Origin of the sequence: Enterobacter asburiae (genome assembly GCF_001521715.1) — a bacterium.
Classification (GTDB): domain Bacteria; phylum Pseudomonadota; class Gammaproteobacteria; order Enterobacterales; family Enterobacteriaceae; genus Enterobacter; species Enterobacter asburiae.
Window position 1 is genome coordinate 2,758,350 of sequence record NZ_CP011863.1, and the last position, 16,618, is coordinate 2,774,967.

The window sequence follows — 16,618 nt, forward strand, 5'->3', positions numbered from 1 at the left end:
GGGGCGAGGGCATCAGCCCGCCATTACTCGTCCAGCAATACCACTTTCCCAACATACGGCAGATGACGATAACGCTGCGCGTAGTCAATGCCGTAACCGACGACGAATTCGTCCGGAATCGAGAAGCCCACGAACTCTACCGGCACCTGCACTTCACGACGGTCAGGTTTATCCAGCAGCGTACAAATCGCCAGAGATTTTGGTTCACGCAGGCTCAGAATCTCGCGCACTTTTGACAGCGTGTTGCCGGAGTCGATGATGTCCTCAACGATCAACACATCTTTGCCACGAATATCTTCATCCAGATCTTTCAGGATTTTCACATCACGGGTAGTGGACATGCCGCTGCCGTAGCTGGAGGCGGTCATAAAATCGACCTCATGGGGCACATGCACTTCACGGCACAGGTCTGCCATGAACATGAAAGAGCCGCGCAACAGACCGACCAGCACCATTTCGCTGCCGCTGTCCTTGTAATGTTCGGTGATTTGACGACCCAGTTCGGCGATACGCGCTTTGATCTCGGCTTCCGGGATCATCACTTCAACAGTATGTTTCATATTACTAACCAAATGATTTTAATGAAAATCTCTCAATGCTGGTGAATTCATCTCCGGCATCGATACGCAAGCCCGCCATTATATCAGCAAATGGATAACCCTGGCGTATGAGTTATAAAAAGCAAATATTGTGATTCCGATCACACTTGTTAATACCTATAATTAGTTGCTAGCAAATTATTAACAAAAACTGACGAGTACACTTTCTATGGCTGAAACAAACTCTAAACAGCCGCGTCTACTGGTGACATTAACAGCCGCATTCGCAGCCTTCTGCGCGCTGTATCTGTTAATCGGTGGCGTCTGGCTGGTCGCTTTAGGCGGCTCCTGGTACTACCCGATAGCGGGTCTGGTTATGGTTGCCGTAACCGTCCTGCTGTTGCGTAGAAAACAATCTGCACTGTGGCTGTATGCCGCCCTCCTTCTTGCCACCATGATCTGGGGCGTCTGGGAAGTCGGGTTTGACTTCTGGGCACTGACGCCGCGCAGCGACATCCTGGTATTCTTCGGTATCTGGCTGATCCTGCCGTTCGTGTGGCGTCGCCTGATTGTACCTTCCAGCGGTGCGGTGGCGGGCCTGGTTGTTGCCCTGCTGATTACCGGCGGCATCCTGACCTGGGCCGGTTTTAACGATCCACAGGAGATCAACGGTACGCTGAACGCGGAATCCACGCCTGCTGCGGCTATCTCTCAGGTGGCGGACGGCGACTGGCCTGCGTATGGTCGTAACCAGGAAGGTCAACGCTACTCTCCGCTGAAGCAGATCAACGCGGACAACGTGAAGAACCTGAAGGAAGCCTGGGTATTCCGTACCGGCGATGTGAAGATGCCGAACGATCCGGGCGAGCTGACCAACGAAGTCACGCCGATTAAAGTCGGCAATATGCTCTACCTGTGTACGGCGCACCAGCGTCTGTTCGCGCTCGACGCGGCCACCGGTAAAGAGAAATGGCACTTCGATCCGCAGCTGAACTCCAACCCGTCCTTCCAGCACGTCACCTGTCGTGGCGTCTCTTACCACGAAGCGCGCGCCGAGAATGCCAGCCCGGAAGTGGTTGCCGACTGTCCTCGCCGCATTATGCTGCCGGTGAACGATGGCCGTCTGTTCGCCATCAACGCCGAAACGGGCAAGCTGTGCGAAACCTTTGCCAACAAAGGTATCCTGAACCTGCAGACCAACATGCCGGACACCACGCCGGGTCTGTATGAGCCAACCTCACCGCCAATCATCACCGATAAAACCATCGTGATTGCCGGTTCGGTAACGGATAACTTCTCCACGCGTGAAACCTCCGGCGTTATCCGTGGTTTCGACGTGAACACCGGTAAACTGCTGTGGGCCTTCGACCCGGGCGCGAAAGATCCAAACGCGATCCCGTCGGACGAGCACACCTTTACCTTTAACTCGCCAAACTCCTGGGCACCAGCGGCGTATGACGCGAAGCTGGACCTGGTCTACCTGCCAATGGGTGTGACCACGCCAGATATCTGGGGCGGTAACCGCACGCCGGAGCAGGAGCGTTATGCAAGCGCTATCGTGGCGCTGAACGCGACCACCGGCAAGCTGGCGTGGAGCTATCAGACCGTTCACCACGATCTGTGGGATATGGATATGCCGTCCCAGCCGACGCTGGCGGACATTACCGTTGACGGCAAAACCGTTCCGGTGATTTACGCTCCGGCCAAGACGGGCAACATCTTCGTCCTGGATCGCAGCAACGGTAAGCTGGTTGTGCCAGCACCGGAAAAACCGGTTCCGCAGGGCGCGGCGAAAGGCGATTACGTCAGCAAAACCCAGCCGTTCTCTGACCTGAGCTTCCGTCCGAAGAAAGACCTCAGCGGTGCAGACATGTGGGGTGCCACCATGTTTGACCAGCTGGTATGCCGCGTGATGTTCCACCAGCTGCGCTATGAGGGCATCTTCACGCCGCCGTCTGAGCAGGGCACGCTGGTCTTCCCGGGTAACCTGGGGATGTTCGAGTGGGGCGGGATCTCCGTCGACCCGAACCGTCAGGTGGCGATTGCCAACCCGATGGCGCTGCCGTTCGTTTCCCGTCTGATCCCACGCGGTCCGGGTAACCCAATGGAGCAGCCGAAAGACGCGAAAGGCAGCGGTACCGAAGCCGGTATTCAGCCGCAGTACGGCGTGCCGTTTGGCGTAACGCTGAACCCGTTCCTGTCTCCGTTTGGTCTGCCGTGTAAACAGCCGGCCTGGGGTTATATCTCCGGTCTGGATCTGAAAACCAACCAGATCGTGTGGAAAAAACGTATTGGTACGCCACAGGACAGCATGCCGTTCCCGATGCCGGTTCCGGTGCCGTTCAATATGGGTATGCCGATGCTGGGTGGCCCAATTTCCACCGCCGGTAACGTGCTGTTCATCGCGGCAACCGCAGATAACTACCTGCGCGCGTACAACATGACCAACGGTGAAAAACTGTGGCAGGGCCGTCTGCCGGCTGGTGGACAGGCCACGCCGATGACCTATGAAGTGAATGGCAAGCAGTACGTTGTCATCTCAGCGGGCGGTCACGGTTCGTTTGGCACGAAGATGGGCGACTACATCGTCGCGTATGCGTTGCCTGACGATGCTAAGTAACTAAAAGAGCCGGGTGGCGGCTACGCCTTACCCGGCCTACGGAAAGATGCAAAACGGCAACTTCGGTTGCCGTTTTTGTGTTTGTTCCCTCTCCCCGTGGGAGAGGGCCAGGGTGAGGGCATCAGGCCGCACTGTTTTAAACAGTGAACCCGAGCATCATCCCCGTATCTTCATGCTCCAGCAGGTGGCAGTGCGCCATATAGGCAAACTCCTTCGGCGCCTCGTGGTCAAACTTCACCAGCACCTCGCTGACGCCACCCTCCACTCTCACCGTATCTTTCCAGCCCGCGCGATGCGCATCCGGCGCTTTACCGTTCTCTGTGAGAATGCGGAACTGTGTGCCGTGGATATGGAACGGATGCAGCATCATGTCCCCTTCGCCTGAAATCACCCAGCGCTCAAACTGCCCTTTTGTCGCAGCAAACATCGGCGTATTCATGTCGAACGCTTTGCCGTTGATCATATTGGCGTTGTGGAAATCAAAGCCATGGTCGCCGTGATTCATGTTTCCCATGCCGCCCATTTTGCCGTGGTCCATATTCATGTGTCCCATCATCTGGCCGTGCTGCATCCCCGCCATCGCCTTATCGCCATATTTCGCCATCAGCGCCTGCATGCCCATCATATCAAGCATCGGGTTCATGGAGAGCTGCAGCCTGCGCTGCGTAAGCCCCTCCAGCGACGGGAGAGCTGGCAAAGTGGTTAACGTATCAGGCAGCGTGCCGGATGCGGCCACCAGCAGCGGCTGAATATGCAGCACCGGATGCGGCTTATCAAACGGTGCGACCGCCATCCCCATCTGGCTCACCGGCAGCGTCACGAGGTCAAACGGCTTGCCGTCGCTGATATCCACCAGCACCTCAAAGCGTTCGCCCATGAGCATCGGCAGCTCGCTCACCTTCACCGGCTCCGGCAGCAGGCCGCCGTCGCTGGCTACCACATACAGCGGGCGTTTATCGCTGGCGGCAAAATTCAGCGAACGTGCGTTACAGCCGTTGAGCAGGCGCAGGCGCAGCCAGCCTTTCGGCGCGGCATGCTGCGGGTAGATAGCGCCGTTGGTCAGCAGCGTGTCGCCAAACAAGCCTACCGCCGCGCTCATCACGTCCAGCTGGTAGTCAATTTGCCCGTCAGCGTTGAATTTCTTGTCCTGCACAATCACCGGTACGTCGTCGATGCCCCACTGTTTCGGCAGGCGCAGCAGGCGGCTTTCGTCGTCTTCAATTAGCACCAGCCCCGCCAGCCCCATCGCCACCTGATGGCCCGTTTTGCCATGCTGATGCGGATGGAACCAGCAGGTCGCCGCGCGCTGATCGGGCGTAAAGGTGACGCTGCGCGTGCCGCCCGCGTTGATGATGCCCTGCGGCCCGCCGTCCACCTCGCCCGGCACTTCCAGCCCGTGCCAGTGCAGCGTCGTCTCTTCCGACAGTGTGTTATGGATATCGACGGTAACGGTTTTTCCTTTGCGCAGCTGGAGCGCCGGGCCAAGGAGATTTCCGTTATAGCCCCAGGTTGTGGCGGTATTTGCACCAAAGGTCGTTTTGCCCGATTGCACCACAAGCTGGATACGGCTTCGCGCATCAGCGGTCACTAAATCAGGGATGGGTAAGGCTGGCCTGTCAGCCGCGAGAACCGCGCGGCTCCAGAGAGGTAATGCGCTGGCAGCCCCCAGCACAGCGGAATATTTTAAAAAATCACGACGTTGCATGTTCATTTCCTTATTTCCTGCAGGCGATCTTTTGAGCATAAACCCTCCCCTTACCGGAAGGTCAAGTAAAGCGGCAATAATAAAGATCGTCGCACCGGCATCAAGTATGCTAACGTTAATTTTCCGTGAAGAAGTGGTAGAAGCAATGAAGACGTTTTTCAGGACAATTTTGTTCGGAAGCCTGATGGCAATGTGTGCGAACAGCTATGCGCTAAGTGAAAATGAAGCGGAAGATATGGCCGATTTAACGGCGGTTTTTGTATTCCTGAAAAATGATTGTGGCTACCAGAATTTACCCAACGGGCAGATTCGCCGCGCGCTGGTCTTTTTTGCCCAGCAAAACCAGTGGGATCTCAGCAACTACGACAGCTTCGACATGAAGGCGCTCGGCGAAGACAGCTACCGTGACTTGAGCGGTATTGGTATTCCCACTGCCAAAAAATGTAAAGCGCTGGCTCGCGACTCACTCAGCCTGCTCGCCTACGTCAAATAACCTTCCCGACGCCCCCTGTTGAACCTATAGCCGTGCAACCACGGTTATAGTTAGCTATCATGTTTCGCTCATTTTTTATGAGCGTAATGGATGTTTACACAGGAGGAGTCCGCGTATGGCCGACCACACGTTGTGGCATGAAACACTGCATGACCAGTTTGGTCAGTACTTTGCCGTTGATAACGTGCTCTATCATGAGAAAACCGATCACCAGGATCTCATCATCTTCGAAAACGCCGCCTTTGGCCGCGTGATGGCGCTGGACGGCGTGGTGCAAACCACCGAGCGCGACGAGTTTATCTATCACGAAATGATGACCCACGTTCCGCTGCTGGCGCACGGACACGCGAAGCATGTCCTGATTATCGGCGGTGGCGACGGCGCAATGCTGCGTGAAGTGTCCCGCCATCGTTCCATTGAAACCATCACCATGGTGGAAATCGACGCGGGCGTCGTCTCATTCTGCCGCCAGTACCTGCCCAACCACAATGCCGGCAGCTATGACGATCCGCGCTTTAGCCTGGTGATTGACGACGGCGTTAACTTTGTTAACCAGACCTCGCAGACCTTTGACGTCATAATCTCCGACTGCACCGACCCTATCGGCCCCGGCGCGTCGCTGTTTACCTCCTCCTTCTACGAAGGCTGCAAGCGCTGCCTGAACCCGGGCGGGATCTTCGTCGCACAAAATGGCGTCTGCTTCCTGCAGCAGGATGAAGCGCTCGACAGCCATCGTAAGCTCAGCACCTATTTCGAGGACGTCAGCTTCTATCAGGCGGCCATTCCGACGTACTACGGCGGGATCATGACCTTTGCCTGGGCGACGGATAACGACGTGCTGCGCCATCTATCCACCGAAATTATTCAGGCCCGTTTTCATCAGGCCGGTCTTCAGTGCCGATACTACAATCCGGCTATTCATACCGCAGCGTTTGCGCTGCCACAGTACCTGCAGGACGCATTATCCACTAAGGGGGTGAGCTAATTGAAAAAGCTTAAACTGCATGGCTTTAACAACCTGACGAAAAGCCTGAGTTTTTGTATTTACGATATCTGCTATGCCAAAACAGCGGAAGAACGCGATGGTTACATCGCCTATATCGACGAACTCTACAACGCCAACCGTCTGACCGAGATCCTGTCAGAAACCTGTTCCATTATTGGCGCAAACATCCTGAACATCGCCCGACAGGATTATGAACCCCAGGGCGCCAGCGTGACTATTCTGGTCAGCGAAGAGCCGGTCGACCCGAAGCTTATCGACAAAACGGAACATCCGGGCCCGCTGCCGGAAGTGGTCGTGGCCCACCTGGATAAAAGCCATATCTGCGTACATACCTACCCGGAGAGTCACCCGGAAGGCGGGCTGTGTACGTTCCGCGCCGATATTGAAGTGTCGACCTGCGGCGTGATTTCCCCGCTGAACGCGCTGAACTATTTAATTCACCAGCTGGAATCGGACATCGTCACCATTGACTACCGCGTGCGTGGTTTTACCCGCGATATCAACGGCATGAAGCATTTCATCGACCACGAGATCAACTCCATCCAGAACTTTATGTCCGAGGACATGAAATCGCTGTACGACATGATGGACGTGAACGTGTATCAGGAAAATATCTTCCATACCAAGATGTTACTGAAGGAATTCGACCTTAAGCACTATATGTTCCACACGAAGCCGGAAGATTTGAGCGAAGAAGAGCGTAAGGCAATTACTGACCTGCTCTGGAAAGAGATGCGCGAGATCTACTACGGCCGCAATATTCCGACCGTGTAAAAGTAAACCGGAGCAGGGATGCTCCGGTCTGTTATTTCTGTTTCATGAAGTCGCGGTAAGCATTTACCACCTGAAGGAAATCCTCTACGCCGCACATCGACAGACTTTCTTCGTCGTAGTAGCTCATACCCTCTTCCATCTCGTCACCTGAAAACTCGAGCTGGTTGGCACGCACCATGACCTCTTCACCATCCATCCACAGCGTATATTCATGCCCGGCGCGCTGCCAGGATCGTTCACTGCCTTTCACCGTATTTGCCGCCTGTTCAACCTCATCAAGAAGTGCGAGATTTTCTTTCACCTCTTCGTTAAACCAGTGTCCAACGGCTTCGTGGCCCATCGACATACGCACTTTCACCACTCCGGTGATGTCGCGCAGAAATTCGTAATCCATAGTGTTTTCCTCTGCAAAGCCATTAAGGTAATTATCGCAGCAGCGAGGAAGAAAAAAAGCGGGAGAGGTGGGAGGAATGAAAATAAAAAGGTGAGAGCAAGACCCTGCGGCCTGATGCCCTCACCCCGTCCCTCTCCCACAGAAGAGGGTGCAAACACTAAAAACCGTCTCATAGAGACGGTTTTGCTGTTTATACTGCCGTCTGGAAGATAACCCCGTCGGCCTTCTCGGTGTACTGAGAAAGCTGGTCGAAGTTCAGATAGCGATAGGTATCCACCGCGGTCTTATCCACCTGAGCCACAAAGGTCTGGTACTCTTCCGGCGTTGGCAGTTTGCCAATCAGCGCCGCAACCGCCGCCAGCTCCGCAGAGGCCAGGAATACGTTCGCACCGGTACCTAAACGGTTCGGGAAGTTACGGGTAGAGGTGGAAACCACCGTCGCACCGTCGGCTACGCGCGCCTGGTTGCCCATACACAGGGAACAGCCAGGGATTTCGATACGCGCACCGCTCTTACCAAACACGCTGTAGTAGCCCTCTTCGGTCAGCTGAGCCGCGTCCATACGGGTTGGCGGTGCCACCCACAGACGGGTTGGCAGCTGGCCTTTGTGGGTATCCAGCAGCTTACCGGCAGCACGGAAGTGACCGATGTTGGTCATGCAGGATCCGATGAACACTTCGTCGATCTTCTCGCCCTGAACCTCAGACAGCGGACGCGCGTCGTCAGGATCGTTCGGTGCGCAAAGGATTGGCTCTTTGATATCCGCCAGATCGATGTCGATCACCGCCGCGTACTCTGCGTCAGCATCGGCTTCCAGCAGCTGCGGATCGGCCAGCCATTTTTCCATGCCCTGAATACGGCGCTCCAGCGTACGACGGTCGCCGTAGCCTTCTGCAATCATCCACTTCAGCAGCACGATGTTGGAGGTCAGATACTCAATAATCGGCTCTTTGTTCAGCTTGATGGTACAGCCCGCCGCAGAACGCTCGGCGGAGGCATCGGTCAGCTCGAACGCCTGCTCAACTTTCAGGTCCGGCAGACCTTCAATTTCCAGAATGCGGCCAGAGAAGATGTTTTTCTTCCCTTTCTTCTCAACGGTCAGCAGGCCCTGTTTAATCGCATACAGCGGGATCGCGTGAACCAGGTCGCGCAGGGTGATACCCGGCTGCATTTTACCTTTGAAGCGCACCAGTACCGATTCCGGCATATCCAGCGGCATCACGCCGGTCGCAGCAGCAAACGCCACCAGACCGGAGCCCGCCGGGAAAGAGATACCGATTGGGAAACGGGTATGGGAGTCACCGCCGGTACCGACGGTATCCGGCAGCAGCATGCGGTTCAGCCAGGAGTGGATGACGCCGTCACCCGGACGCAGAGACACGCCGCCGCGGTTCATGATGAAGTCTGGCAGCGTGTGGTGCGTGGTCACGTCAACCGGCTTCGGATAGGCCGCCGTGTGGCAGAAGGACTGCATCACCAGGTCAGAAGAGAAGCCCAGGCACGCCAGGTCTTTCAGTTCGTCACGGGTCATTGGGCCAGTGGTGTCCTGAGAGCCCACGGAGGTCATCTTCGGCTCGCAGTACGCGCCTGGACGAATACCGGCTACGCCGCACGCGCGGCCAACCATTTTCTGCGCCAGCGAGTAGCCGCGGTCGCTTTCCGCCACGTCTTTCGCCTGACGGAACACGTCTGAGTGCGGCAGACCGAGCGCTTCGCACGCTTTGGTGGTCAGGCCACGACCGATGATCAGCGGGATACGGCCACCGGCGCGCACTTCGTCGATCAGCACGTCGGTTTTCAGCTCGAAGCTTGCCAGCAGCTCGTTGGTTTCGTGGTTACGCACTTCGCCTTTATACGGGTAAACGTCAATCACGTCGCCCATGTTCAGGTTTGACACATCCACTTCGATCGGCAGTGCGCCTGCATCTTCCATGGTGTTGAAGAAGATTGGCGCAATTTTTCCGCCGAGGCACAGACCACCGCCGCGCTTGTTTGGCACGTGCGGAATGTCGTCGCCCATGAACCACAGCACGGAGTTGGTTGCGGACTTACGGGAAGAACCGGTACCCACAACGTCACCCACGTAGGCCAGCGGGAACCCTTTTTTCTGCAGAGCTTCGATCTGTTTGATCGGGCCGACGCTGCCCGGCTGATCCGGCTCAATACCTTCACGGGCGTTTTTCAGCATCGCCAGGGCGTGCAGAGGGATATCCGGGCGAGACCACGCGTCCGGCGCCGGTGAGAGGTCATCGGTGTTGGTTTCACCGGTCACTTTAAAGACGGTAACGGTGATTTTTTCAGCCAGAGCAGGACGGTTCAGGAACCATTCGGCATCAGCCCAGGACTGCATCACCTGCTTCGCATAGACGTTGCCTGCTTTGGCTTTTTCTTCCACATCGTAGAAGTTATCGAACATCAGCAGCGTGGAAGAGAGCGCTTTAGCGGCAATTGGTGCCAGCTTGTCGTTATCCAGCGCGTCAATCAGCGGATGAATGTTGTAACCACCCTGCATGGTGCCGAGCAGTTCAATGGCTTTTTCAGGAGTAACCAGTGGGGAGGTGGCTTCGCCTTTGGCGATAGCAGCAAGGAATCCGGCTTTTACGTAGGCAGCTTCATCTACGCCAGGCGGTACGCGGTTGATCAGCAGATCTAACAGGAATTCTTCTTCGCCCTTAGGCGGGTTCTTCAGCAGCTCGACGAGCGCGGCCATTTGGGTTGCATCTAAAGGTTTGGGTACAATTCCCTCGGCGGCACGTTCTGCTACGTGCTTACGGTATTCTTCTAGCACGACGGTTCTCCTCGCTCTCATTGTCATATGCGGCGGGCGTTCTCTTCACGCTCCTGTGAGACAGCAGTTTGTAGGGTAAATGCCCGATACCGCGTCGGGCAGCATAGCAGGATTTCTGCACAGTGTTAATCCGTTTACAAAAAAGCAACATTAAAAAATTTGCTGAATCGTTAAGCATGGTGTAGCGGGAATTTGGGGGATCATTTTGCGATATCTTCTGCACCGTGACGCTTCAGTTTTTTCTTCATCAGATATAATTGTGTAATAAATACTCACACTCTTTATCCGGACGCCCCGGACGCTTCCCAATAAAAGTCAAAACAGTAAAAGACGGGTGAATAATACTCACGCCAACCGTAACGCCTCACGGCACAGCGCTTGTCTCGTTGGAGTCATTTTATGAAGTTGCCCTTTAAGCCACATCTGCTCGTCCTTTTGTGCAGTGCCGGGCTGTTTGCCGCCTCGGGCGTCATGTTTGTCAAAGGCCGCGCCACGGAGCCCGCAGCGCCGGCCCCCGTCGCACAACAACCGGCTGCACCGGCAGCGCCTGCCGCAGCCCAGCCCGCCCCTGTTGTCGCGCCAGCCTACACTGCCGCGCAAATCGATCAATGGGTTGCTCCCATCGCGCTCTACCCGGATGCCCTGCTGTCGCAAATTTTAATGGCGTCGACCTATCCGGCCAACGTGATCCAGGCGGCGCAGTGGTCCAAAGACAACCCTAAAATGGAAGGGGACGCCGCGATTCAGGCCGTTGCCAGCCAGCCCTGGGATCCAAGCGTAAAATCGCTGGTCGCATTTCCTCAGCTTATGTCCCTGATGGGTGAAAACCCGCCGTGGGTACAAAATCTGGGTGATGCGTTTCTCGCGCAGCCGAAGGACGTGATGGATTCCGTTCAGCGCCTGCGCGCGCTGGCGCAGAAGACAGGCGCTTTACAATCCACTCCCCAGCAGACGGTCACCACCGTGACAAAACCGGCGCCAGCGAAAACCAGCACCGCTGAGGCAACGACAACCACGACGTCCGCGCCCGCCCCAACGGTAATCAAAATTGAATCTGCCGATCCGCAGGTTGTTTACGTCCCCACCTATAACCCCAATACGGTTTACGGGACCTGGCCAAACGCCGCCTATCCGCCCACCTATCTCCCGCCTACACCCGGGGAGCAGTTTGGCAACAGCTTCGTAAACGGTTTAGGCTTCAGCCTGGGCGTCGCCACAACCTATGCCATCTTCAGCAGCATCGACTGGGATGATGACGATGACTGGGATCATCACCATGGCGACTGGGATAATCACGGCGGCTATAACCGCAACGGTGATAACAATATCAATATCAACGTTGAGAACTTCAATAAAATCAGCGGACAGCGTCTGACGGACGCCAACCGCAACTGGCAGCACAACCCGGCCTATCGGGAAGGCGTGCCCTACCCGACTAACCAGCTCAACACTCGCTTCCACGCCACCAACACGGCAACAGGGCTCAGCTCAACGCAGCAAAAACCGGTTAACCGCGATACCCAGCGTCAGGCCGCGCTGAGCCAGATGGAGAAGTCCACGGGTAAAACCTTCCCCCAAACGGCGCGCACCGGAACGAAAGACGTGCAGCGTCAGGCCTCAGGCGAACAGCTGAAGCAGATTTCGCAGCGCAACAACTACCGTGGCTACGACACTAAACCGCAGACGGCGAAGCGGAGCACCACGCAGCAGCGAGAAAACCGCCAGACCACCGCGCAGAGACAAGAGAAGCGGGTTGCACAGCCCGCGCAGCAACGCTCTCTCCAGCAGCGAAGCAGCCAGCCCCGGGCCAATGCACTGAGCGGTAACGACAGCCGCTCGGCGAACTGGCAGGCGCAGCAGCAGCGCGGTGCGCAAAGCAGACAGCTCGCTGCGCGCCAGCAGCAGCCGCGTCAGGCGTCTGGTGGACGTGCTGAACGCCGTGAAATTCGACATCGCTAAGGGAACCGACATGAAACGTAAACTACTCAGCGGAATGGTGTTATTCATGCTTTCGGCCTCGGTGATGGCGCAGCAGTCTTTTAGCACGCCCGATCGGGCAACCGATGCGCTGACCAAAGCCATCAGTGAGCAAAATGAGAGCGCGATGACCAACCTGCTTGGTGACAACTGGCGCGATTTTCTGCCCCCTGAGGGCGTTGATCCGGATGCTGTCGATCGCTTCCTGCGCGACTGGAACGTCCGTCATACCACGGTTGTCGAAGGGGATACGGCGCATCTGGTTGTCGGAGACAGCGGCTGGCAGCTTCCCATCCCGGTGATCAAAACCTCTGCAGGCTGGCAGTTCGACATCAAAGAAGGGGCAGAAGAGATCCTGACCCGCGAAATCGGGCGGAACGAGCTCGCCGCCATTGAAGCCTTACATGCCTATGTTGATGCGCAGCAAAGCTATTTTGCGATGAACCAGAAATACGCGCAGAAGATTGTCAGCTCGAAAGGCAAAAAAGACGGTTTGTACTGGCCAGCCTCGCCCGGCGAAGCGCCCAGCCCGCTCGGCCCGGCATTTAGCCCGAAAGAGCCTGGTACCGGCTATCACGGCTATCGCTTCCGCATCCTGCCGGATAATGACGGTTTCGCGATGGTCGCCTGGCCGGTCAGCTACGGTCAGACGGGCGTCATGAGCTTTGTGATAAACCAGGAGGATAAGGTGTATCAGTCCGATCTCGGCAGCGATTCAGAGCAGAAAGCTCGGGCGCTAGCCGCCTATAGCCCTGATAAAACCTGGCAGCCCGTGGCCCCCTAAACGCAGCGCATAAAAAAAGCGGCCATTGGCCGCTTTTTTTCATCTGAAGAAATTTATTTCTTCTTCGCTTTCGCGTTTGGCAGGTCGGTGATGCTGCCTTCAAACACTTCTGCCGCCAGGCCCACGGACTCGTGCAGAGTCGGGTGAGCGTGGATGGTCAGCGCGATGTCTTCAGCGTCACAGCCCATTTCGATAGCCAGACCGATTTCACCCAGCAGCTCGCCGCCGTTGGTACCGACAATCGCACCACCGATGACGCGGTGAGTCTCTTTGTCGAAGATCAGTTTGGTCATACCGTCAGCGCAGTCGGAAGCGATAGCGCGGCCAGAAGCAGCCCACGGGAAGGTGGCGGTTTCGTAGCTGATGCCTTTCTCTTTCGCTTCTTTCTCAGTCAGACCCACCCATGCAACTTCTGGCTCGGTGTATGCGATAGATGGAATAACTTTCGGATCGAAGTAGTGCTTCATGCCGGCGATAACTTCAGCGGCAACGTGACCTTCGTGAACACCTTTGTGCGCCAGCATTGGCTGACCGACGATATCGCCGATAGCAAAGATGTGCGGCACGTTAGTGCGCAGCTGCTTGTCAACGCGGATAAAGCCACGGTCGTCCACTTCCACGCCAGCTTTGCCCGCGTCGAGGTTTTTACCGTTCGGCACGCGGCCGATAGCCACCAGCACGGCGTCGTAACGCTGTGGTTCGGATGGGGCTTTTTTGCCTTCCATGGAAACGTAAATACCGTCTTCTTTCGCTTCAACGGCAGTCACTTTGGTTTCCAGCATCAGGTTGAATTTCTTGCTGATGCGTTTGGTGAAGACTTTAACGATGTCTTTGTCGGCAGCCGGGATAACCTGGTCGAACATTTCAACCACGTCGATCTCTGAACCCAGAGCATGGTACACGGTACCCATTTCCAGACCGATGATACCGCCGCCCATGACCAGCAGACGCTTAGGAACGGTTTTCAGCTCCAGCGCATCGGTGGAATCCCACACGCGTGGATCTTCATGCGGAATGAATGGCAGTTCGATTGGGCGAGAGCCTGCCGCGATGATCGCGTTGTCGAAGTTGATCACGGTTTTGCCGTTTTCGCCTTCCACTTCCAGGGTGTTCGCACCGGTGAATTTACCCAGACCGTTTACCACTTTCACTTTACGGCCTTTGGCCATACCCGCCAGACCGCCGGTCAGCTGAGTGATAACTTTCTCTTTCCAGGTACGAATTTTGTCGATATCGGTTTTCGGCTCGCCGAAGACGATACCGTGTTCAGCCAGCGCTTTGGCTTCTTCGATAACTTTCGCTACGTGCAGCAGCGCTTTAGAAGGGATACAGCCGACGTTCAGACAAACACCGCCGAGGGTGCTGTAACGTTCTACGATGACGGTTTCCAGACCTAAATCCGCTGCACGGAATGCTGCGGAGTAACCTGCCGGGCCTGCCCCAAGTACTACGACCTGAGTTTTGATTTCTGTGCTCATCATGACCTCTTAATTTATACCCGTCGTCCACCGGGTCGTTCTATCCGCCCGCAGTTTACAAAATTGTTAACAATTTTGAAACAACAAACGGCTCACGAATTGTCGCTTTCGCCAATAACCTCACAAACACCATGAGATTATCAGAAAAAAGCCGGCCGACTGGCCGGCTTTTCGATTACATCACCAGGCGGCGAATGTCGCTCAGCATGTTGTTGATGATGGTGATGAAGCGCGCACCATCAGCACCGTCGATCACGCGGTGGTCGAAGGACAGAGAGATTGGCATCATCAGACGCGGCACGAACTCTTTGCCATTCCACACCGGCTCCATCGCGGACTTGGACACACCGAGGATAGCCACTTCCGGCGCGTTAACAATCGGTGCGAAGTGGGTGGTACCCAGGCCGCCGATGCTGGAGATAGTGAAGCAGCCGCCCTGCATTTCGCCGGCAGTCAGCTTACCATCACGCGCTTTCTTGGAGATCACGGTCAGTTCACGGGACAGCTCAGTGATGCTCTTCTTGTTCACGTCTTTGAAGACCGGAACAACCAGACCATTTGGCGTATCAACCGCAACACCGATGTTGATGTATTTCTTCAGCGTCAGCTTCTGGCCGTCTTCGGACAGGGAGCTGTTGAAGCGTGGCATCTGCTCAAGGGCAGCGGCAACGGCTTTCATGATGAAGACTACTGGGGTGAATTTCACGTCCAGTTTGCGCTTCTCAGCTTCAGCGTTCTGCTGTTTACGGAACGCTTCCAGATCGGTGATATCGGTTTTGTCGAAGTGCGTAACGTGCGGGATCATCACCCAGTTACGGCTCAGGTTAGCACCAGAGATTTTCTGGATGCGGCCCAGCTCCACTTCTTCGATTTCGCCGAACTTGCTGAAGTCCACTTTCGGCCATGGCAGCATGCCCGGGATACCGCCGCCAGCGGCTGCAGCTGGTGCAGCTTCGGCGCGTTTCACCGCGTCTTTCACGTAGGTCTGAACGTCTTCGCGCAGGATACGACCCTTACGGCCGGTTCCTTTCACTTTCGCCAGGTTCACACCGAACTCGCGCGCCAGGCGACGAATCAGCGGGGTCGCGTGGACGTAAGCGTCGTTTTCAGCGAACTCAGATTTTTCTGCTTTAGCAGCAGGGGCAGCGGCTGGTTTAGCAGCCTGAGCCGGTGCTGGAGCAGCCGCGGCAGCCGGAGCTGCGGCAGGCGCAGCGCCTTCCACTTCGAAGACCATGATCAGAGAGCCGGTAGACACTTTGTCGCCGGTGCTGATCTTGATCTCTTTAACGGTACCCGCGAACGGCGCCGGCACTTCCATAGAAGCTTTGTCGCCTTCAACGGTGATCAGTGACTGTTCAGCGGCAACTTTGTCGCCCACTTTCACCATCACTTCGGTCACTTCAACTTCGTCACCGCCGATGTCCGGTACGTTAACGTCTTTCGCGCCGCCAGCAGCTGCTGGTGCAGCAGCCGGAGCCGGAGCAGCGGCCTGCGCAGGCGCGGCAGCAGGTGCAGCACCCGCCACTTCGAAGATCATGATAAGCGACCCGGTAGACACTTTGTCGCCGGTGTTGATCTTGATCTCTTTAACGGTACCCGCGAACGGAGCCGGCACTTCCATAGAGGCTTTGTCGCCTTCTACGGTGATCAGTGACTGCTCAGCCGCAACGGTGTCGCCCACTTTCACCAGGATTTCAGTGACTTCAACTTCGTCACCGCCGATGTCAGGCACGTTCACTTCTTTCGCGCTCGCGGCAGCTGCTGGAGCAGCGGCGGCCGGAGCGGCTTTCTTCTCTTCCTGCGCAGGTGCAGCAGCTGCTGCACCGTCGGCGGAATCGAAAATCATGATCAGTTTGCCAGTCTCGGTTTTATCGCCAACAGAGACTTTGATCTCTTTAACGATGCCAGCCTGAGGAGACGGGACTTCCATAGAGGCTTTGTCGCCTTCTACGGTGATCAGCGACTGTTCAGCTTCAACTTTGTCGCCTACTTTGACCAGGATCTCGGTGATTTCAACTTCATCAGCCCCGATGTCCGGTACATTGATTTCGATAGCCATT

At 56.1% G+C, this 16,618-nt stretch carries 12 protein-coding genes; 6 read left to right on the forward strand and 6 right to left on the reverse strand.

Annotated features, from left to right (window positions below; translation table 11 throughout):
* Positions 1-23: 23 nt before the first annotated feature.
* Positions 24-560, reverse strand: coding sequence for a hypoxanthine phosphoribosyltransferase (gene hpt, locus ACJ69_RS13390; RefSeq protein WP_008501948.1), 537 nt, complete (start codon positions 558-560; stop codon positions 24-26).
* A gap of 208 nt (positions 561-768) precedes the next feature.
* Between hpt and ACJ69_RS13395 the strand changes: the two genes are divergently transcribed.
* Positions 769-3,159, forward strand: a complete 2,391-nt coding sequence (locus ACJ69_RS13395) for a glucose/quinate/shikimate family membrane-bound PQQ-dependent dehydrogenase (protein WP_059347172.1) — start codon at positions 769-771, stop codon at positions 3,157-3,159.
* Positions 3,160-3,295: 136 nt separating this feature from the next.
* Here the strand turns inward: ACJ69_RS13395 and cueO are convergent, their stop codons facing one another.
* Complete coding sequence (gene cueO, locus ACJ69_RS13400) at positions 3,296-4,864, reverse strand: multicopper oxidase CueO (protein WP_059347834.1); 1,569 nt, start codon at positions 4,862-4,864, stop codon at positions 3,296-3,298.
* A gap of 145 nt (positions 4,865-5,009) precedes the next feature.
* On the opposite strand from cueO, the gene ACJ69_RS13405 reads away from it, so the two are divergent.
* The 3 genes from ACJ69_RS13405 (at position 5,010) to speD (ending at position 7,137) form a co-directional block, all read left to right on the forward strand.
* Positions 5,010-5,357, forward strand: coding sequence for a YacC family pilotin-like protein (locus tag ACJ69_RS13405; RefSeq protein ID WP_014882582.1), 348 nt, complete (start codon positions 5,010-5,012; stop codon positions 5,355-5,357).
* Positions 5,358-5,472: 115 nt separating this feature from the next.
* Positions 5,473-6,342: a polyamine aminopropyltransferase gene (gene speE / locus ACJ69_RS13410; RefSeq protein WP_039265690.1), complete on the forward strand. Its 870-nt coding sequence runs from the start codon at positions 5,473-5,475 to the stop codon at positions 6,340-6,342.
* On the forward strand, positions 6,343-7,137 hold the full coding sequence (speD, locus tag ACJ69_RS13415) for an adenosylmethionine decarboxylase (RefSeq protein WP_059347173.1): 795 nt from the start codon (positions 6,343-6,345) through the stop codon (positions 7,135-7,137).
* Between the two features lie 31 nt (positions 7,138-7,168).
* Here the strand turns inward: speD and yacL are convergent, their stop codons facing one another.
* Positions 7,169-7,531: a protein YacL gene (gene yacL, locus ACJ69_RS13420; RefSeq protein WP_023310423.1), complete on the reverse strand. Its 363-nt coding sequence runs from the start codon at positions 7,529-7,531 to the stop codon at positions 7,169-7,171.
* A gap of 190 nt (positions 7,532-7,721) precedes the next feature.
* Complete coding sequence (acnB, locus tag ACJ69_RS13425) at positions 7,722-10,319, reverse strand: bifunctional aconitate hydratase 2/2-methylisocitrate dehydratase (RefSeq protein WP_059347174.1); 2,598 nt, start codon at positions 10,317-10,319, stop codon at positions 7,722-7,724.
* Between the two features lie 399 nt (positions 10,320-10,718).
* Between acnB and ACJ69_RS13430 the strand changes: the two genes are divergently transcribed.
* Both ACJ69_RS13430 and ACJ69_RS13435 read left to right on the forward strand, forming a co-directional pair.
* Entirely contained in the window at positions 10,719-12,278 is a 1,560-nt protein-coding gene (locus ACJ69_RS13430; protein WP_059347175.1) for a DUF3300 domain-containing protein, read from the forward strand.
* Positions 12,279-12,288: 10 nt separating this feature from the next.
* The gene (locus ACJ69_RS13435; protein ID WP_059347835.1) at positions 12,289-13,080 is read left to right on the forward strand and encodes a DUF2950 family protein; all 792 of its coding nucleotides are present in this window, start codon (positions 12,289-12,291) and stop codon (positions 13,078-13,080) included.
* Between the two features lie 53 nt (positions 13,081-13,133).
* On the opposite strand, the gene lpdA is transcribed toward ACJ69_RS13435, so the two are convergent.
* Positions 13,134-14,558 (reverse strand): dihydrolipoyl dehydrogenase, encoded by a 1,425-nt coding sequence (gene lpdA / locus ACJ69_RS13440; RefSeq protein WP_003856313.1) that lies wholly within the window; start codon positions 14,556-14,558, stop codon positions 13,134-13,136.
* A 175-nt stretch (positions 14,559-14,733) separates the two neighbouring features.
* Complete coding sequence (gene aceF, locus ACJ69_RS13445) at positions 14,734-16,617, reverse strand: pyruvate dehydrogenase complex dihydrolipoyllysine-residue acetyltransferase (protein ID WP_059347176.1); 1,884 nt, start codon at positions 16,615-16,617, stop codon at positions 14,734-14,736.
* Position 16,618 lies beyond the last annotated feature (1 nt).

Excerpts from the sequence above, each read along its gene's own strand:
- cueO (WP_059347834.1), bottom strand. The coding sequence starts at position 4,864 with ATGCAACGTCGTGATTTTTTAAAATATTCCGCTGTGCTGGGGGCTGCC.
- ACJ69_RS13435 (WP_059347835.1), top strand. The coding sequence starts at position 12,289 with ATGAAACGTAAACTACTCAGCGGAATGGTGTTATTCATGCTTTCGGCC.
- ACJ69_RS13430 (WP_059347175.1), top strand. The coding sequence starts at position 10,719 with ATGAAGTTGCCCTTTAAGCCACATCTGCTCGTCCTTTTGTGCAGTGCC.
- ACJ69_RS13395 (WP_059347172.1), top strand. The coding sequence starts at position 769 with ATGGCTGAAACAAACTCTAAACAGCCGCGTCTACTGGTGACATTAACA.
- ACJ69_RS13405 (WP_014882582.1), top strand. The coding sequence starts at position 5,010 with ATGAAGACGTTTTTCAGGACAATTTTGTTCGGAAGCCTGATGGCAATG.
- hpt (WP_008501948.1), bottom strand. The coding sequence starts at position 560 with ATGAAACATACTGTTGAAGTGATGATCCCGGAAGCCGAGATCAAAGCG.
- lpdA (WP_003856313.1), bottom strand. The coding sequence starts at position 14,558 with ATGAGCACAGAAATCAAAACTCAGGTCGTAGTACTTGGGGCAGGCCCG.
- aceF (WP_059347176.1), bottom strand. The coding sequence starts at position 16,617 with ATGGCTATCGAAATCAATGTACCGGACATCGGGGCTGATGAAGTTGAA.
- speE (WP_039265690.1), top strand. The coding sequence starts at position 5,473 with ATGGCCGACCACACGTTGTGGCATGAAACACTGCATGACCAGTTTGGT.
- yacL (WP_023310423.1), bottom strand. The coding sequence starts at position 7,531 with ATGGATTACGAATTTCTGCGCGACATCACCGGAGTGGTGAAAGTGCGT.